The sequence below is a fragment of the Kitasatospora sp. NPDC087314 genome (assembly GCF_044744365.1).
In the GTDB taxonomy this organism is placed as follows: domain Bacteria; phylum Actinomycetota; class Actinomycetes; order Streptomycetales; family Streptomycetaceae; genus Kitasatospora.
The window spans coordinates 96703-116085 of record NZ_JBIUYE010000003.1 but is presented as its reverse complement, the minus strand read 5'-3'; the positions used below and the strand labels follow the sequence as shown (position 1 = coordinate 116085).

The 19383-nt window shown below is 73.3% G+C and carries 20 protein-coding genes and 1 tRNA gene; 8 read left to right on the top strand and 13 right to left on the bottom strand.

What is annotated here, in order from left to right; all coding sequences use genetic code 11:
* Positions 1-121: 121 nt before the first annotated feature.
* The 6 genes from ACIO5E_RS07075 to ACIO5E_RS07050 form a co-directional block, all read right to left on the bottom strand.
* Positions 122-415, bottom strand: a complete 294-nt coding sequence (locus tag ACIO5E_RS07075; RefSeq protein WP_280673604.1) for a Dabb family protein — start codon at positions 413-415, stop codon at positions 122-124.
* Positions 416-528: 113 nt separating this feature from the next.
* Entirely contained in the window at positions 529-693 is a 165-nt protein-coding gene (locus ACIO5E_RS07070; protein WP_280673602.1) for a hypothetical protein, read from the bottom strand.
* A gap of 451 nt (positions 694-1144) precedes the next feature.
* Positions 1145-1231, bottom strand: a tRNA-Ser gene (locus ACIO5E_RS07065).
* A 95-nt stretch (positions 1232-1326) separates the two neighbouring features.
* Positions 1327-1854, bottom strand: a complete 528-nt coding sequence (gene tadA / locus ACIO5E_RS07060; RefSeq protein WP_400664647.1) for a tRNA adenosine(34) deaminase TadA — start codon at positions 1852-1854, stop codon at positions 1327-1329.
* A gap of 51 nt (positions 1855-1905) precedes the next feature.
* Positions 1906-2469, bottom strand: a complete 564-nt coding sequence (locus ACIO5E_RS07055; RefSeq protein ID WP_400664646.1) for a tRNA adenosine deaminase-associated protein — start codon at positions 2467-2469, stop codon at positions 1906-1908.
* 249 nt (positions 2470-2718) lie between these two features.
* Positions 2719-2955, bottom strand: coding sequence for a hypothetical protein (locus tag ACIO5E_RS07050; protein ID WP_400664644.1), 237 nt, complete (start codon positions 2953-2955; stop codon positions 2719-2721).
* Between the two features lie 188 nt (positions 2956-3143).
* Here ACIO5E_RS07050 and upp point away from each other — a divergent pair, with 188 nt between their 5' ends.
* The gene (gene upp / locus ACIO5E_RS07045) at positions 3144-3779 is read left to right on the top strand and encodes a uracil phosphoribosyltransferase (RefSeq protein WP_189913140.1); all 636 of its coding nucleotides are present in this window, start codon (positions 3144-3146) and stop codon (positions 3777-3779) included.
* Positions 3780-3855: 76 nt separating this feature from the next.
* Here the strand turns inward: upp and ACIO5E_RS07040 are convergent, their stop codons facing one another.
* Both ACIO5E_RS07040 and ACIO5E_RS07035 read right to left on the bottom strand, forming a co-directional pair.
* The gene (locus ACIO5E_RS07040; RefSeq protein WP_400665339.1) at positions 3856-4527 is read right to left on the bottom strand and encodes a LytR C-terminal domain-containing protein; all 672 of its coding nucleotides are present in this window, start codon (positions 4525-4527) and stop codon (positions 3856-3858) included.
* Positions 4528-4780: 253 nt separating this feature from the next.
* Positions 4781-5077, bottom strand: a complete 297-nt coding sequence (locus ACIO5E_RS07035) for a type II toxin-antitoxin system VapB family antitoxin (RefSeq protein WP_063348635.1) — start codon at positions 5075-5077, stop codon at positions 4781-4783.
* Positions 5078-5267: 190 nt separating this feature from the next.
* Here ACIO5E_RS07035 and ACIO5E_RS07030 point away from each other — a divergent pair, with 190 nt between their 5' ends.
* Positions 5268-6815, top strand: a complete 1548-nt coding sequence (locus ACIO5E_RS07030) for a helicase HerA-like domain-containing protein (protein WP_400664642.1) — start codon at positions 5268-5270, stop codon at positions 6813-6815.
* 21 nt (positions 6816-6836) lie between these two features.
* On the opposite strand, the gene ACIO5E_RS07025 is transcribed toward ACIO5E_RS07030, so the two are convergent.
* Positions 6837-8003, bottom strand: a complete 1167-nt coding sequence (locus ACIO5E_RS07025) for a hypothetical protein (RefSeq protein WP_400664640.1) — start codon at positions 8001-8003, stop codon at positions 6837-6839.
* Positions 8004-8261: 258 nt separating this feature from the next.
* On the opposite strand from ACIO5E_RS07025, the gene ACIO5E_RS07020 reads away from it, so the two are divergent.
* Together ACIO5E_RS07020 and ACIO5E_RS07015 are read left to right on the top strand one after the other, a co-directional pair.
* Positions 8262-8780 carry a YbhB/YbcL family Raf kinase inhibitor-like protein gene (locus tag ACIO5E_RS07020; protein ID WP_400664638.1) on the top strand — a complete coding sequence of 173 codons (519 nt, stop codon included), beginning with the start codon at positions 8262-8264 and terminating at the stop codon, positions 8778-8780.
* A 5-nt stretch (positions 8781-8785) separates the two neighbouring features.
* Positions 8786-9667 (top strand): hypothetical protein, encoded by an 882-nt coding sequence (locus ACIO5E_RS07015; RefSeq protein ID WP_400664636.1) that lies wholly within the window; start codon positions 8786-8788, stop codon positions 9665-9667.
* A gap of 12 nt (positions 9668-9679) precedes the next feature.
* Here ACIO5E_RS07015 and ACIO5E_RS07010 read toward each other — a convergent pair whose 3' ends face one another.
* Positions 9680-10645 carry a helix-turn-helix transcriptional regulator gene (locus tag ACIO5E_RS07010; RefSeq protein WP_400664634.1) on the bottom strand — a complete coding sequence of 322 codons (966 nt, stop codon included), beginning with the start codon at positions 10643-10645 and terminating at the stop codon, positions 9680-9682.
* Positions 10646-10750: 105 nt separating this feature from the next.
* Here ACIO5E_RS07010 and ACIO5E_RS07005 point away from each other — a divergent pair, with 105 nt between their 5' ends.
* Positions 10751-12235, top strand: a complete 1485-nt coding sequence (locus ACIO5E_RS07005) for an MFS transporter (protein ID WP_400664632.1) — start codon at positions 10751-10753, stop codon at positions 12233-12235.
* A gap of 162 nt (positions 12236-12397) precedes the next feature.
* Here the strand turns inward: ACIO5E_RS07005 and ACIO5E_RS07000 are convergent, their stop codons facing one another.
* Together ACIO5E_RS07000 and ACIO5E_RS06995 are read right to left on the bottom strand one after the other, a co-directional pair.
* Positions 12398-13033 carry an HhH-GPD-type base excision DNA repair protein gene (locus tag ACIO5E_RS07000; protein WP_400664631.1) on the bottom strand — a complete coding sequence of 212 codons (636 nt, stop codon included), beginning with the start codon at positions 13031-13033 and terminating at the stop codon, positions 12398-12400.
* Between the two features lie 274 nt (positions 13034-13307).
* The gene (locus ACIO5E_RS06995; RefSeq protein WP_400664629.1) at positions 13308-13871 is read right to left on the bottom strand and encodes a TetR/AcrR family transcriptional regulator; all 564 of its coding nucleotides are present in this window, start codon (positions 13869-13871) and stop codon (positions 13308-13310) included.
* A gap of 148 nt (positions 13872-14019) precedes the next feature.
* On the opposite strand from ACIO5E_RS06995, the gene ACIO5E_RS06990 reads away from it, so the two are divergent.
* The 3 genes from ACIO5E_RS06990 (at position 14020) to ACIO5E_RS06980 (ending at position 18424) form a co-directional block, all read left to right on the top strand.
* Complete coding sequence (locus ACIO5E_RS06990) at positions 14020-14811, top strand: SDR family NAD(P)-dependent oxidoreductase (protein WP_400664628.1); 792 nt, start codon at positions 14020-14022, stop codon at positions 14809-14811.
* Between the two features lie 177 nt (positions 14812-14988).
* Positions 14989-17502 carry a germacradienol/geosmin synthase gene (locus ACIO5E_RS06985; protein ID WP_400664626.1) on the top strand — a complete coding sequence of 838 codons (2514 nt, stop codon included), beginning with the start codon at positions 14989-14991 and terminating at the stop codon, positions 17500-17502.
* Between the two features lie 124 nt (positions 17503-17626).
* The gene (locus tag ACIO5E_RS06980; protein WP_400664624.1) at positions 17627-18424 is read left to right on the top strand and encodes a VOC family protein; all 798 of its coding nucleotides are present in this window, start codon (positions 17627-17629) and stop codon (positions 18422-18424) included.
* Positions 18425-18527: 103 nt separating this feature from the next.
* Here ACIO5E_RS06980 and ACIO5E_RS06975 read toward each other — a convergent pair whose 3' ends face one another.
* Positions 18528-19214, bottom strand: a complete 687-nt coding sequence (locus ACIO5E_RS06975) for an ArsR/SmtB family transcription factor (protein ID WP_400664622.1) — start codon at positions 19212-19214, stop codon at positions 18528-18530.
* Positions 19215-19383: the final 169 nt, after the last annotated feature.

Genomic DNA, 19383 nt, shown 5'->3' with positions numbered 1-19383 from the left:
CACCCGGCCTCCCGACCAGGCGCCGCAAGGATCGTTCCGGGGCAGAGCAAGGCGCCCCGCCCGGCGGCCGGACGGGGCGCAGCGGGCCGTCCGGGGGACGGGCCGGGGTGCCTGGGAGGGGTCAGACCTCGATGTCGGCGATCACCCAGGTGGCGAATTCGCGCCACTGGCCGGCCGCGGCCTGGTGGGCCGGGTGGGTCAGGTAGGCCTGCAGGGCGTCGCGGTCCTCGACCAGGCTGTTGATCGCGTAGTCGTAGGCGATGTCCCGCTCGGTGGTGTTCCAGCCGCACTCCCACGCGCGCAGTTCGGGGATCAGCGAACCGAGCTCGGAGAACGCCTTGGCGCCGGCGAGCGCGCGTTCGTCGTCCTTGGCGACGCCTTCGTTGAGCTTGAACAGGACCAGATGGCGGATCACGATTGCCGCTCCTCGCGGACGGGGGCAGAGGGTCCCGCTCACCGTAGCCGGTGTGCCGGGACCGGACGACCGCCGCCCGCTAGACGGCCGGACCGGTCACGTGACGAGCCCGGTCACTTGATCAGTCCGGTCATGAAGGTGCCGACCGCCTTGGCCGCGTTCGAGATGCCCTCGAACCCCAGCTGGACGAGCTGGGCGGAGCGGGCCGGTGAGCTGATGATCGAGTAGAGGACGAAGATGAGGAGGAGGACCATGCCGATCTTCTTCGCCTGCGCCATCGGGTGCCTTCCTCCCTGCTGTGGGCCGCCGCCATCCGGATCCCCGAGCGGCCCTGCGGAAGCAGCTTATCCACCGGACGGGCTATCAAGTGTGCGACGTGTTCGCCTGGCGGGACGAAGGTCCCCGTGAGTGGGGCCTTTCTCCGGGTGCCCGTCCACGGCCCGGGCGGCAGGATGGAAGACGTACCGAGGATCTGGCAGGAATCCCCGGTGCGTGGATCCGGAGTTCCCCGCTGTGGGACCGGGCGCCGCGGCTTCCCCCCGACGCGGCACCGGTTGTGGGACTCCGCCGGGGGAGCGGTCAGTCCCCCCGAGCCGCTCCCCCCTCCAGGCTCCGTACTCTCCGGGCGTTGGTGGTCATCGGCCCCGAGTACGGAGCCTTTCCGCGTTCGAGGGTGCGCGGAAACGCCGAGGGCCCGTCCGGATCGGACGGGCCCTCGGGCTTTCCAAGCGGTAGCGGTGGGATTCGAACCCACGGTGGAGTTGCCCCCACACACGCTTTCGAGGCGTGCTCCTTTGGCCGCTCGGACACGCTACCGAGGGGAACTCTACCGGACGGGTGGCGCGGTCACGAAATCCGTATCGCCGGGGCGGCCGGCCGCGGGTGTCGGCAGCGGGCGTCAGCGGTGGGCGTCAGCGGTGGGTGTCGAAGAACTCGCGCAGCTGCTCGCCGCACTCGTCGGCGAGGACGCCCCAGATCACCTCGGGGCGGTGGTTGAGCCGGCGGTCGCGCATCACGTCGAAGAGCGAGCCGGCCGCGCCGGCCTTCTCGTCGAGGGCGCCGTAGACCACCCGGTCGATCCGGGACAGCACGATGGCGCCGGCGCACATCGTGCAGGGCTCCAGGGTGACGACCAGGGTGCAGCCGCCGAGCCGCCATGCCCCGATCCGCTCGGCCGCCTGCCGGATCGCGACCACCTCGGCGTGCGCGGTCGGGTCGCCGACCGCCTCGCGCTCGTTGTGGCCGCGTCCGATCACCTCGCCGTCCGGGCCCAGGACGAGCGCCCCGACCGGGACGTCCCCGGTGGCCGGCGCCAGCGCGGCCTCGGCGATGGCGAGGCGCATCGGCGCCGCCCAGCGGTCGCGGACCGGGTCGGGGCGGACGGGGGCGGGCAGGGGGGCGATCCGGGGGACGGTCTGCGGAACGGATGCGGGCTGCATGGAATCCAGTGTCGGGTATCCGGCGACGGGCACCGGCCTGGCCACCGACCGCTACCGGACCGCCTCCAGGACCTCGCCGCAGCCGAGGGCCTCGGCGATCTCCTCCAGGGCGTCGCCGGGGACGGCGCCCTCGCCGCTGAGGGCGAGGAGTTCGTCGGCGGCCAGGCCGAACTCGGTCAGCAGGTGGGCGTCGCCCAGCGGGCCGACCGGGACGCCGCCGCGGGCGTCCTCGTCCTGCTCCTCCGACTCCGCCTCCTCGCTGTCCTCCAGCTCGACGACCAGGTGGTCCAGGTCGCCGAACTCGCTCTCGCCGGCCTGGTCGACCAGTTCGTCGGTGAGGACGGAGCCGTAGGAGCTCCGGGCGGCGGCGGCGCCGTCGGACACGAAGATCCGCGGGTCCTCCTCGCCGTCCACCCGGACGATGGCGAACCAGACGTCCTCCTGTTCGATGAAGATCAGGACGCTGTCGTCGTCCTGCGTGGAGTCGCGGGCCAGGTCGGTCAGGTCGGCGAGGGTTTCGACGTCGTCGAGCTCCGTCTCGCTCACATCCCACCCGTCCTCGGTGCGAGCAAGCACTGCAGCGAAGTACGCCACCAGGGACACTCCCAAGATCATCGGTCTCGGCTGTCGGCGCGTTCGGGCAACGCGGAAAACTGGCCGCCCCCGCGCCAGAGGCGGTCCGCTCGTTCGGACCGTCCCATCGGAATCGTGACAGAAAGCCTGCCCTTGCGGGGGGTGTTCGGCAGCGCGTCTTTGCAGGTCGTGTCGGAAGGGCTGGCCGGTGGCCGGTGAAGCACCGGCCGCGCCGCCCGGGGCTCGCCGGAACCGCTGGGCGCGTCGCGCCGCAACCGCGTCGAATCCGCGTCAGATCCGGAAGGTTCGCATTCGCATGGCCTCGCGCATCCGCCGTTCCTTGGTCCGCCGGGGCTGGACCCGCTCCCGGAGTTCGCGGGCCTCGGTGAGTTCGCGCAGGAAGACGGCCCGCCGCCGGCGCCGCTCCGCCTCGGTCTCCGGGGGGTCCTGCGGCGGGCCGGGGCGGCCGCCCGACCGGCCTGCGGGCTCGTCCGCCGAGCCGTCCCCGGCGTTCGGGTTGCTCGTCATAAGAGGTGACATTCCCAGATCGGCCGGATTGATACCACAGGAGGGCGCTAGCGCCCGGACATTCGCGGTGCGTCACGGCGCGTCACGGCAGCGTGAACCCCGCCGGGGCGGGTCGACGAGGTGGGGTGGAGGGGCCGGCGGCACGCGGCGAGTCGTACAGGCGTGCAGACCCGGGCTAACCTCGATACATGCGTCTCCACGTCGTCGACCACCCCCTGGTGGCCCACAAGCTCTCCACCCTGCGCGACGAGCGCACCGACTCGCCGACCTTCCGTCGCCTGACCGACGAGCTGGTGACCCTCCTCGCCTACGAGGCCACCCGGGACGTCCGCACCGACGAGGTGGAGATCACCACGCCCGTGGCGGTCACGCTCGGCACCCGGCTGAGCTATCCGCGCCCGCTGGTCGTACCGATCCTCCGGGCGGGTCTCGGCATGCTGGACGGGATGACCCGGCTGCTGCCGACCGCCGAGGTGGGCTTCCTCGGCATGGTGCGCAACGAGGAGACCCTGGAGGCCTCCACCTACGCCACCCGGATGCCGGACGACCTCTCCGGCCGCCAGGTCTACGTGCTCGACCCGATGCTGGCCACCGGCGGCACCCTGGTCGCGGCGATCAAGATGCTGATCGAGCGCGGCGCCACCGACGTCACCGCCGTGGTGCTGCTGGCCGCGCCCGAGGGCGTCGAGGTGATGAAGCGCGAGCTGGCGGACCTGCCGGTCACCGTGGTCACCGCCGCCCTGGACGAGCGGCTCAACGAGAACGGCTACATCGTGCCCGGCCTCGGCGACGCGGGCGACCGCCTGTACGGCACCGCCGGCTGAGCGAACCCCCCGAACGGACGAGAGCCCCCCGGCGCGGTGCCGGGGGGCTCTCCTGCGTCTGCGTGCCGACCGGTCCTCAGCAGCTGCCGGTGGCGGTCGGGGCGGGGGAGGGCTTGGTGGCGAGGGCGAGGGCGGCGGCCGCCTGGGTCTCGTCCAGCAGGGCGTTGTAGCTGTCGCCGATCACGAAGTCCACGGTGCCGTCGGTGCGGGCGTCGGCGGTGGCGGTGGCACCGGCGATCTGCGAGCCGAGCAGGGTGGCGGCGCCGGCGCCGGCCGGGCCGGCGATCACCTGGGCGGTGCCGGGCACCTTCTTGTCCAGTTCGGCCGGGGCGTTGCCGACCTTGCCGATGGTGAAGCCGCGCTTCTTGAGCTCCTCGGCGGTCCGCCCGGCCAGACCGCTCTTGGCGGTGGCGTTGTAGACGTTCACCGTGACGGCGGCCGGCTGCGGGATGGCGTGCGGGTCGCCCTGGGCGGCGGCCGGGGCGCCGGAGGCCGCCGGATCACCCGGACCGGGGGCGGCCAGCGGCTTGCCGGACGGCGTCGCGCAGGCCTGGGCCGAGGCGTTCTTGTTCTTGCCGCCGAAGATGTCGTAGAGCTGCACGCCGCCGAGGCCGATCAGCGCCAGGGCGAGCAGGGCCGCGAGCGCGGCGATCACCTTGCGGCTCTTCTTCGGAGGACGGCCGAGCCGTGGATAGGCGTTGCCGGTGATGCGGTACTGCTTCCCCTTGAGGCCTTGGGGAGTCAACATGCTCACGGTTTGTCTCCCCCTCGTGCCAGGGCGGGGTCGGGATGACGGATCGGACGCGGCGGGTGGATCCCCTGGTGCGGGCGGATCCCCTGGTCGCGGCCGTAGTCAGCAGCGTAGTGCCGTCCGGCTGCGAAGGTACTAAACGATCATCGTCTGGAGTACCTCGGTACCCGAAAGGAGGTACCCGGGTACGCGCGGACCGCCCTCCGCCGGGTGGCGAGGGGGCGGTCCGAAAACCCGCGGCGAGGGTTCGTCATTCCATTTCGAGGACCCGGGCGTGCAGGACCTGGCGCTGCTGCAGCGCGGCCCGTACGGCCCGGTGCAGCCCGTCCTCCAGGTAGAGGTCGCCGCGCCACTTCACCACGTGGGCGAAGAGGTCTCCGTAGAAGGTCGAGTCCTCGGCGAGCAGGGTTTCGAGGTCCAGTTGCCCCTTGGTGGTCACCAGCTGGTCGAGCCGCACCGGACGTGGGGCGACGTCAGCCCACTGGCGGGTGCTCGTCCGGCCGTGATCCGGGTACGGCCGCCCATTGCCGATGCGCTTGAAGATCACACGGAAAGCCTACCGTTTGGGCGGCGGATGGCGCAGCAGCCGCGGCGTCGCCACGCACTCGGGTGTGAGCTGCGGGCGGGCGATTGCGGCTGTTTGATGGGAAATGTCGCGAACATCGCCCCGGTTCCGATCGGGCTCCGGCCCGCTCAGGACCGGGTTCCGATCCCGCCCCGCCCAGGAGTGTGCCCCGATGTCCTCCGCTCCCACCCCGCCGACCGTCCGGGAGATCGCCGACGGGTACGCCTTCACCGGGCCCGCCCTCGACCTCGGCGCGGTGCTGCTGGACGGCGTCGCCCACCCGGACGCCCAGGTGCGCGTCCCGCTCGGTGTGCTCAACCGGCACGGGCTGGTCGCCGGTGCGACCGGCACCGGCAAGACCAAGACCCTTCAGCTGATCGCCGAGCAGCTCTCCGCACAGGGCGTGCCGGTGTTCCTCGCCGACATCAAGGGGGACGTCTCCGGCATCGCCGCGCCCGGCGCGCCGAGCGGGCGCACCACCGCCCGCGCGGCCGAGGTCGGGCAGGAGTGGACGCCGCAGGGCTGCCCGGTCGAGTTCTACGCGCTCGGCGGCCAGGGCGCCGGGATCCCGATCCGGGCCACCGTCACCAGCTTCGGGCCGCTGCTGCTCGCCAAGGTGCTGGACCTGAACGAGACCCAGGAGTCCTCGCTCAGCCTGGTGTTCCACTACGCCGACACCAAGGGCCTGGAGCTGTATGACCTCAAGGACCTCACCGCCGTCATCGCCTTCCTCGCCTCGCCCGAGGGCAAGGAGGAGCTGAGGACCATCGGCGGCCTCTCGGCGGCCACCGCCGGGGTGATCCTGCGCGCGCTCACCGTCCTGGAGAACGAGGGCGCCGGGGCGTTCTTCGGCGAGCCCGAGTTCGACACCGCCGAACTGCTGCGGACCACACCGGAGGGGAAGGGCGTGGTCTCGGTGCTGGAACTGCCCGCCGTGCAGGACCGGCCGCGGCTGTTCTCCACCTTCCTGATGTGGCTGCTCGCCGACCTCTACCAGGAGCTGCCCGAGGTCGGCGACCTGGACCAGCCCAAGCTGGTGTTCTTCTTCGACGAGGCGCACCTGCTGTTCAGGGGCGCCTCCAAGGCCTTCCTGGAGGCCATCACCCAGACCGTGCGGCTGATCCGCTCGAAGGCCGTGGGCATCTTCTTCGTGACCCAGACCCCGCGCGACGTCCCGGCCGACGTGCTCGCGCAGTTGGGCAACCGGGTGCAGCACGCGCTGCGGGCCTTCACCCCGGACGACGCCAAGGCGCTCAAGGCCACCGTCTCGACCTTCCCGCGCTCCTCGTACGACCTCGGCGCGGTGCTCACCTCGCTGGGCACCGGCGAGGCCGTGGTGACCGTCCTCTCCGAGAAGGGCGCGCCGACGCCGGTCGCGGCGACCCGGCTGCGGGCGCCGCAGTCGCTGATGGGGCCGATCGAGGCGGGCGCGCTGCGGGCCGTCGTCGACGCCTCGCCGCTGACGGCCCGTTACCGGGACGCGATCGACCGGGAGTCGGCGTACGAGAAGCTGGCGGCGCGGGCGGCGCGGCCGCAGAGCGCCCCGGTGGACGAGGCCCCGCGGCGGCGCGCGGAACCGAAGGAGCCGACGGGGGCGGGCGGGTTGCTCGGGTCGCTGCTCAGCAACCCGACGGTGAAGAACTTCGCCCGCTCGGCCGGGAAGCAGCTGGGGCAGGAGATCTCGCGCAGCCTGTTCGGGACGTCCAAGCGGCGGCGGTAGCGCTGCGGGGCCCGGTGGCCGCTACCCGGCCAGCGCGGCGCCGATCCGGTCCAGGGAGGACAGCCGCATCAGGCCGTAGTTGTAGAACTCGACCTCGGGGACGCCCAGTTCGCGCAGGGCGGTGATCTTGGCGGCGAGGTTCGCCGGGCCGTCGCAGTCCGAGGCCATCGGGCGCAGGATCACCGCCATGTCCTGCGGGCGGACACCGTGCAGGGCGAACGCGGCGATCTTCTCCCGGACGGCTTCCGGGGTCTTCGCGTAGCCGAGCGTCTCGATCTGGTCGGCCGCCTTGGCGAGCGCGGGCAGGTCGATGCCGGACAGCCAGCCCTTGCCCGGGCCGCCGCCGTCCATGAAGCTCAGCCGCATGCCGTGGCGCCGGGCCTCCTCGGAGAGCTCGGCGGCGAGCGTGGTGACGGTGGTGGCGGAGACGTCCACGTAGGCGGCGAAGGCGCCGTCCGCGAGGGTGTCCAGGGCGGCGGGCCCGGCGGCGGCCGCCTCGTCGGCCAGCCGGCGGCGCAGCTCGGTGCGGACGGCCTCCGCGACCTCCTCGGCCGGGACGCCCGCGCGGGTGGCGGCGGCGCGGCAGTGCGCGCAGAAGCAGACCCCGAGCAGCGCCTCGGCGGCCGGGCCCAGCTCCTCGAAGTAGCGCTCGTGGTGGTAGCCGTGGCGCAGCCCGTGGAAGTGCAGCGACTCGGCCCGGATCGCGTCCACGCCGTACCGGGCCAGCTCGGTGACCAGGGCCAGCGCGTACGCCCGGACCTCCGGGTTCGCGGGGCAGAGTTCGGTGAGGTGGCGGTCGCCGAAGGCGTTGGCCGGGGCGCAGTCCGGGTGGGCGAAGCCGAGCCGGTCGTTGTGGCAGAACACCGTCCAGGCGTGCAGCTTCATCCCCCGGCGGCGGGCCTCGGCGGCGGCCTCGGCGAAGGGGTCGCGGTCGCCGATCGCGGTGGACGGGACGGGGGCGAGGCGGCGGCCCTGCCAGCGGGCCGGATCGGGGCGGAAGTACGCCGCGCCGGGCTCCAGGTAGCGGATCACCCGGCGGGGGTTGTGCGGGAAGACGTCCCGGGCCTCGTGGTAGACCGAGGCGAGGGTGACGCCCCCGACCCCGGCGCGGTCGGTGAGGTTGCCGAAGAACGTGTCGGCGCCCTCGTCGAGCAGGTCGGTGGCGAAGGCGAGGACGGACGACTCCACGGTGCGGCTCCGGAGCAGGGGGCGGGTGCGCTGCCCACGCTAGCCGCAGGGGCCGGACTGGTCTATACCTGGTGGTTCGGACGGCCCAGCGGCCGAGGTCGCCCGGGCCGTCGGCCCGGGAGTGCGGAGGCCATGGCCCGACTGCGGGGGCGGCCGGATCGGCGGGGCACCCCACTACAGTGAGCCGTGTCATTCCGGCGGCCTGCAGCGCCGTTCCGGCCCGAGGCCGCCCCCGGCCCGTTGAGAGGTGACCACCCCATGAGCGTCCGCCCGCCGCTGCCGTACGACTTCCTGCCGCAGGTGCCGTCCTTCCCGCTGACCAGCCAGGACGTCACCGAAGGCGGCACGCTGGCCCAGGAGTTCGTCCACGCCGCAGGCAACCTCTCGCCGCAGCTGGCCTGGTCGGGCCTGCCCGAGGGCACCCGCGGCATCGCCGTGACCTGCTACGACCCGGACGCGCCCACCGGCTCCGGCTGGTGGCACTGGCTCGCCCTCGACCTGCCCGCCGGGACCACCGGGCTGCCGCGCGGCGCGGGCTCCTCGGACGACACCCTGCCGGGCACGGCCTCCTTCCACGGCCGCAACGACTTCCCGGGCAACCGGTACGACGGCGCCGCCCCGCCGCCCGGCGCCCCGCACCGGTACGTCTTCGCGGTGCACGCCCTGGACGTCGAGAAGCTGGACGTCTCCGCCGACACCCCGGCGGCCCAGATCGGCTTCCACCTGACCTTCCACACGCTGGGGCGGGCGTTGCTGACCGCCGAGTACGGGGTCTGAGCGCGTTGATCGCCCATCCGGTCGAGGTCTGGCGGCTGTCCGAGGAGGACCGGCGGGCCGGTCGCCGGGCCGTGGCCTGGACGGTCGGGCCGGGCGGGGAGCTGGCCGTCCTGCTGGTGCCGGAGCAGCAGCTGGAGCCGGCCGGATCCTGGCCGCCGGTCCGGCTGCCGTTCGACGGCGAGGTGGTCGTGGCCGACCCGCGCGGGGCGTGGCGGGTGCCGCTGTCCGGCGCCGGGGTACCACCGGACCACCTGGCGCTGCTGCCGGGCAACCGGATGCTGCTGGCCGGCTACCGGGCCGAGCAGGTCGGGTCGGACTGGCGGCCCAACGCCGCCGTGTACGGCGCGGACGGGGCGCTCGAACGGGAGCTCGCCCTCGGTGACGACGTCGGGGTGCTGGTGACCGACCGGGACGGCCGGATCTGGATGGCCTACGGGGACGAGGGCATCTACGGCGACCACCCGATGGCGGCCGCCGGGCTGCGGGCCGCCGACACCCACGGCCGGGTGGTGTGGAGCCCGGACAAGCTGCCGTCCTTCCCGCTGGAGGGCCTGGCCGGCGCGACCGACGGCCGGAGCGCCTGGCTGGCCTGGTACCCGAGCCCGTCGGTCAGCCACCTCACCCGGATCGACGCGGTCGACCGGCGGTCGACCACCCTGCCGTGCCCGGTCCGGCTGCCGGTCGGCTTCGCGGTCCACGGCGGGCAGGGTGTCTTCCTGTCCAGTGACGGCGAGTTGACCTGGTACCAGCTGATCGGCAAGGAGTGGAAGCAGACCCGGCGCCGGCAGCTGAGCGTGCCCGGCGCGCTCGACCGGGTGCGGGCGCACGGCCGGGACGGCGCGCTGTGGTTCCGCGCCGGGGACGCCTGGTACCGGGTCGAGGCTTAGGGCCGGCAGGCCCTAAGCCGCCGTGCCCGTCGCCCGGTTGGCGCGGGCGGCGAGGTCGCGCAGGTGGGCGGTCAGCTCCGGTGGCTCGTGCACCTCGAACTCGCAGTCCAGCATCAGCAACCGCATCGCCGTCCACTCCACGGAGTCCGTGCGGGAGCGCAGCCGGCAGCTGTGCTCGTCGATCGGCTCGATCTCGGCGTCGCCCTGGTTGAACCGCCGCCGGACGTGCGCGGCCGGGGTGTGCACGGTGGCGAGCAGGGCGCGGGCCGGTGACGGGCGGTGCAGCTTGCCCGCCACGTACGCGGCGGCGTCCTCGGCCGGGAGCGGGCGCGGGGTGAAGCGGGCGCCGGTGGCGAGGGGCTCGCTGAGCCGGTCGACGCGGAACAGCCGCCAGTCGTCCCGGTCCAGGTCGAAGCCGACCAGGTACCAGCGGCTGCCGACCGAGACCAGCCGCTCGGGCTCGACGCTGCGCCTGCTCTCGGCGCCGTCGCCGGCCCGGTAGGCGAAGCGCACCCGCTCCCGGTTGGTGACGGCGCCGGCGAGCAGGGTGAGGTCGTCCGGGTCGACGGTCGGGCCGTCGCCGGTGAGCAGCGGTACGGTGGCGGCGTTGAGCGCGCCCACCCGGTGCCGCAGGCGGCCCGGCAGGACCTGGAGCAGCTTGCCGAGGGCGCGGACCGAGGCCTCCTCTATGCCGACCACCGCGTGCCCGGCCGCCGCCCGCAGTCCGACCGCGATGGCCACGGCCTCCTCGTCGTCCAGCAGCAGCGGTGGCATCGCCGTCCCCGCGACCAGCCGGTAGCCGCCGACCGCGCCCATGGTGGCCTGCACCGGGTAGCCGAGGTCGCGCAGCCGGTCGACGTCGCGCCGGATCGTCCGGGGGCTGACGCCGAGCCGCTCGGCGAGTTCGCTGCCGGGCCACTCGCGCGGGGTCTGCAGCAGGGAGAGCAGGTTCAGCAGGCGGGCCGGCGTATCGGTCATGCCGTCCAGCATGCCGGACAACTGGGACAGGATCTGACCTATATCCCCCGTAGGGTCACGGACGTGCCGACGAGCAGGACGAGCAGGACGAATGAGGAGTACCGAATGAAGACCGCGGACACGGACCGGCGGAGGTGGATCGCGCTGGCGATCGTGATGGTCGCCTCCTTCATGGACCTGGTGGACGTCACCATCGTCAACATCGCCATCCCGAGCATCCAGGAGGACACCGGCGCCTCCTTCAGTGCCATCCAGTGGGTCACCGGCGGTTACGCGCTGGCCTTCGCCATCGGGCTGATCACCGGCGGCCGGTTGGGCGACATCTACGGCCGCAAGCGGCTGTTCCTGATCGGCATCGGCGGGTTCACCGTGGCGTCCGCGCTGTGCGGTCTGGCCTCCGGCCCGGAGATGCTGGTCGCGATGCGGCTGCTGCAGGGCGGTACGGCGGCCATGATGGTGCCGCAGGTGCTGTCGATCATCCACGCGACCTTCCCGGCGGAGGAGCGCGGCAAGGTGTTCGGCATGTTCGGCGCGGTGGTCGGGCTGGGAGCCGTCTCCGGGCCGCTGATCGGCGCGCTGCTCACCGAGTGGGACCTGTTCGGCCTGGCCTGGCGTCCGATCTTCCTGATCAACCTGCCGGTCGGCATCGCCGGGCTGCTGCTCGGCCGCCGCTTCATCGACGAGTCGAAGGCCGAGCAGGCGCTGAAGCTGGACCTGGTCGGGGTGGCGCTGGCGAGCGTCGGCCTGCTGATGCTGATCTACCCGCTGACGCACGGGCGGGAGGCCGGCTGGCCGCTCTGGGGGTACCTGTCGATGGCCGGCAGCCTGCCGGTGTTCGCGCTGTTCGTGGCGTACGAGAAGGCCAAGACGCGGCGGGACGGCTCGCCGCTGGTCGAGCTGTCGCTGTTCCGGGTGAAGAGCTTCGCGGCCGGCATCGGCGTGCAGCTGGCCTTCGGCGTGGTCTGCGGGATCTTCTTCCTGGTCTGGACGCTGTACATGCAGGTGGGGCTCGGCTGGAGCCCGCTCAAGGCCGGCTCCACCGGCATCCCGTTCTCGCTCGCCGTCTCCACGGCGGCCGGGCTGTCCGTGCAGAAGCTGGTGCCGCGGTTCGGGCGCCGGGTGCTCCAGACGGGCGCGCTGGTGATGGCGGCGGGCGTGCTGACGTACATCTGGGAGGCGGACCGGTACGGCACGGCGATCGCGCCCTGGCAGATGGTGCTTCCGCTGGTGGTGATGGGCCTGGGGATGGGTCTGATCGTCGCGCCGATCACGGACGCGATCCTGGCGGAGGTGCCGCGCGAGCACGCCGGCTCGGCGTCGGGGCTGATCAACACCGTCCAGCAGATGGGGAACGCGCTCGGGCTCGGGCTGGTGTCGGTGGCGTTCTTCGGGGCGATGGACGACGTCGTCGCGCCGGAGGCGGTGGGCACCGCGTTCGGCGGGGCGTTCACCAACGCGATGTGGTGGGTCGCGGGGGCGCTGCTGGTGGTGTTCCTGCTGATGTTCGCGCTGCCGCGGCGCAAGGCGGCCGGTCCGGTCGTCGTGGCGGCGGCGGATGCCGCGGAGGAGCGGGAGCCCGCCCTGGCCTGACGGTCTGCTGGTGACGTTCTGCTGTCGAGGGCCCCGGTCGCGCCGCGCGACCGGGGCCCTCGGCGCACACCGGGAGGGCCGTGAACCGTACGGCGGTGGACTCCTCGGTGCTGCGCGCGATCGGCCTGGATCAGGAGCGGCGCAGGGCGGGGCGGGCGGTGGTCAGCGCACCCCGGCCGCGCTCGCCGCCGCCGTCCGGGTCGTGGTCTTCGCCGCGGACTTCGCCTCCTTCGCGGCACGCTTCATCTCCTGCTTGAACTCCCGTACCAGGTCCAGGGATTCGGGGCCGGTGATGTCCGCGACCGAGCGGTGCGAGCCCTCCTCGCCGTACGCGCCGGCCGCCTCCCGCCAACCCTCCGGCCGCACGCCGTACTGCTTGCCGAGCAGGGCCAGGAAGATCTGCGACTTCTGCTTGCCGAAGCCGGGCAGGGCGTTGAGACGGCTGAGCAGCTCCTTGCCGGTGCGGGTGTCCTTCCACAGCGCGGAGGCGTCGCCGTCGTACTGCGCCACGAGGAACTGGCAGAGCTGCTGCACCCGTTTGGCCATCGCCGCCGGGTAGCGGTGCACGGCGGGTTTCGCGGAGAGGAGGGCGACGAACTCCTCCGGGTTGTACACGGCGATCTCCCGGGCGTCCAGGTCGTTCCGTCCGAGCCGCTGGGCGATGGTCAACGGGCCGGTGAACGCCCATTCCATCGGCACCTGTTGGTCGAGCAGCATGCCGACGAGCGCGGCCAGCGCACTCCGTCCGAGCAGTTCGTCGGCCTCGGGCTGCTGTGCGAGCCGGACGGTGACGTTCATGGGCTTGCCCTCCTCGGAGTTGACGTCGGGTCGGCGCCCAGTCTGGTGGACGGGGCCGGGGCGGAGGCCGTCAACACGCCCGTAGCAGGGGAACTCTTGGAGTTCCAGGGCCTTGTCATGCCTGGCTTGTTCGTTGGCGGAGCGGTTCCGGAGACATTCACTCCATCGGTGGAGGGAATCCACGGAATATTTTTCGCCCCCACTGCCCAGCCCGCCGCCCGGCCGGCCTCTCCTGGGGTCGTGGGGCCGGGCGGTGAACCCCGTCGAGGGCGTGTCAGGGGGTGCCGAGGCCGTTGAGGAGGGTGGTGAGGACGAGGGTGGCGCGGGCTTCGGGGGTGGCGGGGTGGTCGGCGGTGGCGGCCTCGTGGATGAGGGCGTAGTAGACGCGGCGGGCCCAGTCGAGGTCGGCGTCGGGGCGCAGTACTCCGGCGGCGCGGGCGCGTTGGAAGAGGGCGTCGCAGCGGGCCAGGACGTCGGCGTGGATTCGGGCGGTCTCCGGGTCGTCGTCGCCGGCGGCGTTCATTGCGAAGCCCCAACTGATCTTCACCTGGAGGACGTTGGCGGTGATCTGGTGGAGGGCGACCAGGGGCGGGGTGCTGTCGCTGACGGACTCGACGGCGGCGTGGAACTGGCGGGCGGCCCAGGCGCAGAGGGCGGCGAGCAGGGCCTCGCGGGTGGCGAAGCGGCGGTGGACGGTGGTGCGGGCGACGCCGGCGGCCTCGGCGATCTGCTCCATGGTGGCGGCCGGATTGGCGCTCAGAACGCGCTCGGCGGCTTCCAGGATGGCCCGGACGGTGCGCTCGGCGTCGGCGCGGAGGGGGCGTGACGGCGTCGGCATGGCGGTTCTCCCGGGTGGCGGCTCTGGTCGGGGGACAGGCTACAGCGGTGTTGCCGATCGACGGTTAGTTGCATCATAGGTGATGCATGTTCTACGTTTTCTGCGTCATGAGTGACGCAATTTCGTGGCCTATGTGGAGGGGACGTCCATGGACCTGCAGCTGAACGGCAAGACCGCCGTGGTGACCGGGGCCAGCCGGGGGATCGGGCTGGCCGTGGTGGAGGCGCTGGTGGCGGAGGGGGTGCGCGTGGTGGCGGGCGCCCGGACGGTGACACCGGAGCTGGCGCGGACCGGGGCGGTCGCGGTGTCGGTGGATCTGGCGACGCCGGACGGGCCGGGGCGGCTGGTGGAGACGGCGGTGGCCGAACTCGGCGGCGATCTCGACCTGTTGGTGAACAACGTCGGCGGCGGGGACGGCGGCGAGCGGCAGGTGGGCGGCTTCCTGTCGTTCACCGACCAGCAGTGGCAGCAGTCCTTCGACCTCAACCTGATGGCCGCCGTCCGCACCACCCGGGCCGCGCTGCCCGGGTTGGTCCGGCGGCGGGGCGCGATCGTCAACGTCTCGTCGAACAGCGCCCGGCTGCCGCACGCCGGGCCCGTCCCGTACGCCACGGTGAAGGCGGCGTTGACGGCCTTCGGCAAGGCGCTGGCCGAGGAGTTCGGGCCGGGCGGGGTGCGGGTGAACACCGTCTCGCCGGGTCCGGTGCGAACCGCGCTGTGGGAGGCGCCGGACGGCTACGGGGCCGCGCTGGCCGGGGCGTTGGGCCTGCCGCAGGAGCAGCTGCTGGCGGCGCTGCCGGGGACGGCCGGGATGACCACCGGCCGGCTGGTCGAGCCGGCGGAGGTGGCGGCGCTGGTGGCGTACCTGGCCTCGCCGCTGGCGGGGAGCGTCGCCGGGGCGGACCACCTGATCGACGGCGGCGCGGTCAAGACGGTGTGACCGGAGGGCCGGGCTCCGTACGTACGATCCAGCCCGGACCGTTCACTCGGGCGGAAGTTCGGGCGCGGGTTCGAGCAGGTGGGTCATTTCATATGACTGTTTCCGTTGCGTCGGTGCGGCACCCCGTGTGCGCGCCATTCTTGGTCCAATCGACGCGTCCAGAAAGGCTCGCCCGCCGTGACCCAGCCGTTCGAACTGCCGTCCTTCTACGTGCCGCACCCGGCACGCCTCAACCCCCATCTGGACGAGGCCCGGGCCCATTCCACCGTCTGGGCCCGGGAGATGGGCATGTTGGAGGGATCCGGCATCTGGGACCAGGCCGACCTGGACGCCCACGACTACGGCCTGCTCTGCGCCTACACCCACCCCGACGCCTCCGCCGAGGCGCTCTCCCTGGTCACCGACTGGTACGTGTGGGTCTTCTTCTTCGACGACCACTTCCTCGACATGTACAAGCGCACCAACGACCGCGAGGCCGGCAAGGCGCACCTCGACCGGCTGCCGCTGTTCATGCCGGCCGACCCGACCACCCCGATGCCGGAACCGGAGAACCCGGTCGAGGCGGGCCTGGCCGACCTGTGGCGGCGCACCGTGCCGGCGATGGGCGGGGACTGGCGGATCCGCTTCGCCGAGAGCACCCGCAACCTGCTCAACGAGTCGCTGTGGGAGCTCGCCAACATCGACGCGGGCCGGGTCGCCAACCCGGTCGAGTACATCGAGATGCGCCGCAAGGTCGGCGGGGCGCCCTGGTCCGCCCAGCTGGTCGAGTACGCGGCCGGCGCCGAGGTCCCGAAGGAGGTCTCCGGCTCGCGCGCGCTGCGGGTGCTGATGGACGCCTTCGCCGACGGCGTGCACCTGCGCAACGACATCTTCTCGTACCAGCGGGAGGTGGAGGACGAGGGCGAGCTGAGCAACGGCATCCTGGTGCTGGAGAAGTTCCTGGAGTGCTCCACCCAGGAGGCCGCCGAGGCGGTCAACGACCTGCTCACCTCGCGGCTCCAGCAGTTCGAGAACACGGTGTTCACCGAACTGCCCGTGCTGTTCGCCGAGACCGGGCTCGGCCCCGAGGACCGCGCCCGGGTGATGGCGTACGTCAAGGGCCTGCAGGACTGGCAGTCCGGCGGCCACGAGTGGCACATGCGCTCCAGCCGGTACATGAACGGCGGTGGTGCGGCGGCCGGTTCGGACGGCGGCGTCGCGGCGGGGACGGGCGGCGCACTGCCCGGCACCGGCAACCGGTGGGACCCGTTCGCGATCGGCGGGGTGGGCACCTCGGCGCTGGACATCCTGCGCAGCGGGGCGATGGGCGGCGCTCCCGCGGTCGGTTCCGGTGGCGCTCCCACGGCCGGTGCGGGCGGGGTCGGGCCCGCGGTGCGGCGGGCCCGGTCGCACGGCCACGTGCCGTTCCGGCCCGTCGGTCCGTCCCGACTGCCCGAGTTCAAGCTGCCGTTCACCGCCACGCTGAGCCCGCACCTGGACGGCGCGCGGGAGCGGGTGATCGAGTGGGCCGAGCGGATGGGCATGCTGGAGGAGCAGCCCGGCATCCCCGGATCCGGCATCTGGGACGCCGGGTCCATGCGGGACTACGACCTCCCGCTCTGCGCGGCCGGCATCCACCCGGACGCCACCGCCGACCAACTCGACGTCTCCTCCGCCTGGTTGGCCTGGGGCACCTGGGCCGACGACTACTACCCGGTGGTCTTCGGGCGCACCCGCGACCTGGCCGGCGCCAAGCTCGCCAACGAGCGGCTCCCGCTGTTCATGCCGGTCGACGGCAGCCCCGCGCCCGAGCCGGCCAACGCCCTGGAGCGCGGCCTCGCCGACATCTGGGAGCGCACCGCCGGCCCGATGACGGCCGACGCCCGGCGCCGGTTCCGCAAGGCGATCGAGGACATGACCGCGAGCTGGATCTGGGAGCTCAACAACCAGGTGCAGAACCGGATCCCGGACCCGGTGGACTACCTGGAGATGCGCCGCGCCACCTTCGGCTCCGACCTCACCATGAGCCTGTGCCGGCTCGCCCACGGGCAGGTCGTCCCGCCGGACGTCTACGAGCACGGCTCGATGCGCTCGCTGGAGAACTCGGCCGCGGACTACGCGTGCATGATGAACGACCTGTTCTCGTACCAGAAGGAGGTCGAGTACGAGGGCGAGGTGCACAACGCCGTCCTGGTGGTGCAGAACTTCTTCAACTGCGACTACCCGTCCGCCGTCCGGATCGTCGACGACCTGATGCACTCCCGGCTGAACCAGTTCCAGCACGTCGCGGCGAAGGAACTTCCGGTCCTGTACGACGACTTCGCGCTGAAGCCGGATGCCAGGGAGATGCTGGACGGGTACGTGAGGGAGCTGGAGAACTGGCTCGCGGGCATCCTGGTCTGGCACCGGGACTGCCGTCGGTACCGCGAGGAGGACCTGCTCCGGCACTTCGGCGAGCAGCGGGAGCTGAGGGCGGGGGCGGGCCGGGCGGCCGAGGCGACGGCCGTACCCGCCTTCCGGGCGCCGGCCGCTCCGGTGCCGGCGGTGCCCGCGCCGGTCGTGTCCGCCCAGGTCGTGTCCGTGCCGAAGGCCCCGAGTGGTGCGGTGCCCGCCGGCGGTGTGCCGGTCGGGCCGACCGGTCTGGGGACGGCCTCGCTGCGCCCGCCGCCGGCCGGTGCGGCCCCGGCCGGCGGGGCGGCGGCCCTGGGCTGATCGGCGGCGGGCCCGGTACCCGGCGGCCCCCGCGCGGGGGCGCCCGGTACTGGCTAGGGTGTCGGGGTGGGGGCCGGTGCGCCCCGGGTCGCGGGCGCACATCGCCATGCGAGAGGGCAGAGAGATGGCTGCGCTACCCGAGGGCACGCCCTGTTGGGCCGACGCGATGTTCACCGACCTGGAGGGCGCGAAGGACTTCTACGGCGACGTCCTGGGCTGGACCTTCGGCGAGAGCTCGTCCGAGTTCGGCAACTACACGCAGGCGTACTCGGACGGCAAGGCGGTCGCCGCGATCGTGCCGCCGATGCCCGGCGCGCAGGCGCAGTCCGCCTGGTGCCTGTACCTCGCCTCGCCGGACGCCGCCGCCACCGCCCGGCGGATCAGCGCCAACGGCGGGGAGGTGGTGATGGGGCCGCTGCGGGTCGGCGAGTTCGGCACCATGGTGATCGCCAAGGACCCGGGCGGGGTCGTGTTCGGCGTCTGGCAGGCCGGCGGCCACCCGGGCTTCGAGAAGCAGGGCGAGCCCGGTGCGTACAGCTGGGCCGAACTGGTGACCCGTGAGCCGGCGAAGGCGGACGCGTTCTTCCCGGCGGTCTTCCCGTACGGCATGAAGGGGTTGGACTCCGAGGAGTTCGACTACCGGATGTTCCTGGTCGGCGGCCGTCCCGTGCTGGGCCGGATGGCGGCGGAGGGCGACGTCCTGCCGCCCGAGGCGCCCTCGTACATGAGCGTCTACTTCGCGGTGGACGACACCGACGCCGCGATCGAGCGGCTGCGGGCGCGCGGCGGCACGGTCTACTTCGGGCCGCTGGACAGCCCGTTCGGCAGGTTCGCGGCCGTCGGCGACCAGCAGGGCGCGGCCTTCGGGCTCATCGACCTCGGCCGGACCGAGGGCGAGCCGCCGAAGACGGTGGACGCCTGACGGGGGAACGCGAGGAACTCGTCGGGACGCCGGACAAGCGCCGCGGCCGTCGGCGGTCTCGGAGCCGGGCGTCTCGGAGCCGGGCTCCTCGGAGCTCGACGCTTCAGAGCTCGACGCCGAGGAGCTCGCGCAGTGCGCGGTCGCCGGCCGGGGTGACCCGCAGGGCCCGGCCGGAGCCGACCCGCTCCACCCAGGCCCGGTCCAGCGCCGTCCGGCAGAGTGCCGCGCCCAGCGCACCGCCGAGATGGCTGCGGCGCTCCGTCCAGTCCAGGCAGCTGCGCACCACCGGCCGCCCGCCCCGGCAGCCGGCCTGCTCGGGCAGTTCGATCGCCTGCGCGGTCAGCCAGGCCCGGCCGCGCCCGGTGACGGCGAGGCCGGCGTCGTCGGTGAGCAGGCCGCGGGCGAGCAGCGCGTCCGCGACGGCCACGCCGAGGCGGCCGGCCAGGTGGTCGTAGCAGGTGCGGGCGCGGGCCTCGGCACTCTGCCGGGTGGCCTCGCCCAGGCTGCGCGGGGTGGGGGCGTCGCCCCGGTCGGCGAAGACGACGAGGTCCTCGATCAGGGTGGCGACCGCCGGGGTGGCCAGCCGGACGTACCGGTGCCGCCCCTGCCGCTCCTCGGCCAGCAGCCCGCCCGCGATCAGCCGCGACAGGTGCTCGCTGGCCGTGGACGGCGCGACGCCCGCGTGCCGGGCCAGCTCGCCGGCGGTCCAGGCGCGGCCGTCGAGCAGCGCGGTGCAGAACGCGGCGCGGGTGGGGTCGGCGAGCAGGGCGGCGAAGGCGGCTAGCGACATGCCTCCATGGTCGCCCCGGCACGGTTCGGCGCGGGCCGAAGCGTCGTCGGGGCGGGTCCGGGCGGCGCGGGCCGACGCGTTGCGGGCGCGGGCCGAAGCGAACCGGGGCAGCACACTTCGGCGCGGGCCGAAACGAGCCGGATCCAGGATGACCGGTATGAGCGATCCC

Excerpts from the sequence above, each read along its gene's own strand:
- ACIO5E_RS07070 (WP_280673602.1), bottom strand. The coding sequence starts at position 693 with ATGGCGCAGGCGAAGAAGATCGGCATGGTCCTCCTCCTCATCTTCGTC.
- tadA (WP_400664647.1), bottom strand. The coding sequence starts at position 1,854 with ATGCAGCCCGCATCCGTTCCGCAGACCGTCCCCCGGATCGCCCCCCTG.
- ACIO5E_RS07055 (WP_400664646.1), bottom strand. The coding sequence starts at position 2,469 with ATGATCTTGGGAGTGTCCCTGGTGGCGTACTTCGCTGCAGTGCTTGCT.
- ACIO5E_RS07050 (WP_400664644.1), bottom strand. The coding sequence starts at position 2,955 with ATGACGAGCAACCCGAACGCCGGGGACGGCTCGGCGGACGAGCCCGCA.
- upp (WP_189913140.1), top strand. The coding sequence starts at position 3,144 with ATGCGTCTCCACGTCGTCGACCACCCCCTGGTGGCCCACAAGCTCTCC.
- ACIO5E_RS07040 (WP_400665339.1), bottom strand. The coding sequence starts at position 4,527 with ATGTTGACTCCCCAAGGCCTCAAGGGGAAGCAGTACCGCATCACCGGC.
- ACIO5E_RS07030 (WP_400664642.1), top strand. The coding sequence starts at position 5,268 with ATGTCCTCCGCTCCCACCCCGCCGACCGTCCGGGAGATCGCCGACGGG.
- ACIO5E_RS07020 (WP_400664638.1), top strand. The coding sequence starts at position 8,262 with ATGAGCGTCCGCCCGCCGCTGCCGTACGACTTCCTGCCGCAGGTGCCG.
- ACIO5E_RS07010 (WP_400664634.1), bottom strand. The coding sequence starts at position 10,645 with ATGACCGATACGCCGGCCCGCCTGCTGAACCTGCTCTCCCTGCTGCAG.
- ACIO5E_RS07005 (WP_400664632.1), top strand. The coding sequence starts at position 10,751 with ATGAAGACCGCGGACACGGACCGGCGGAGGTGGATCGCGCTGGCGATC.
- ACIO5E_RS07000 (WP_400664631.1), bottom strand. The coding sequence starts at position 13,033 with ATGAACGTCACCGTCCGGCTCGCACAGCAGCCCGAGGCCGACGAACTG.
- ACIO5E_RS06995 (WP_400664629.1), bottom strand. The coding sequence starts at position 13,871 with ATGCCGACGCCGTCACGCCCCCTCCGCGCCGACGCCGAGCGCACCGTC.
- ACIO5E_RS06990 (WP_400664628.1), top strand. The coding sequence starts at position 14,020 with ATGGACCTGCAGCTGAACGGCAAGACCGCCGTGGTGACCGGGGCCAGC.
- ACIO5E_RS06980 (WP_400664624.1), top strand. The coding sequence starts at position 17,627 with ATGGCTGCGCTACCCGAGGGCACGCCCTGTTGGGCCGACGCGATGTTC.
- ACIO5E_RS06975 (WP_400664622.1), bottom strand. The coding sequence starts at position 19,214 with ATGTCGCTAGCCGCCTTCGCCGCCCTGCTCGCCGACCCCACCCGCGCC.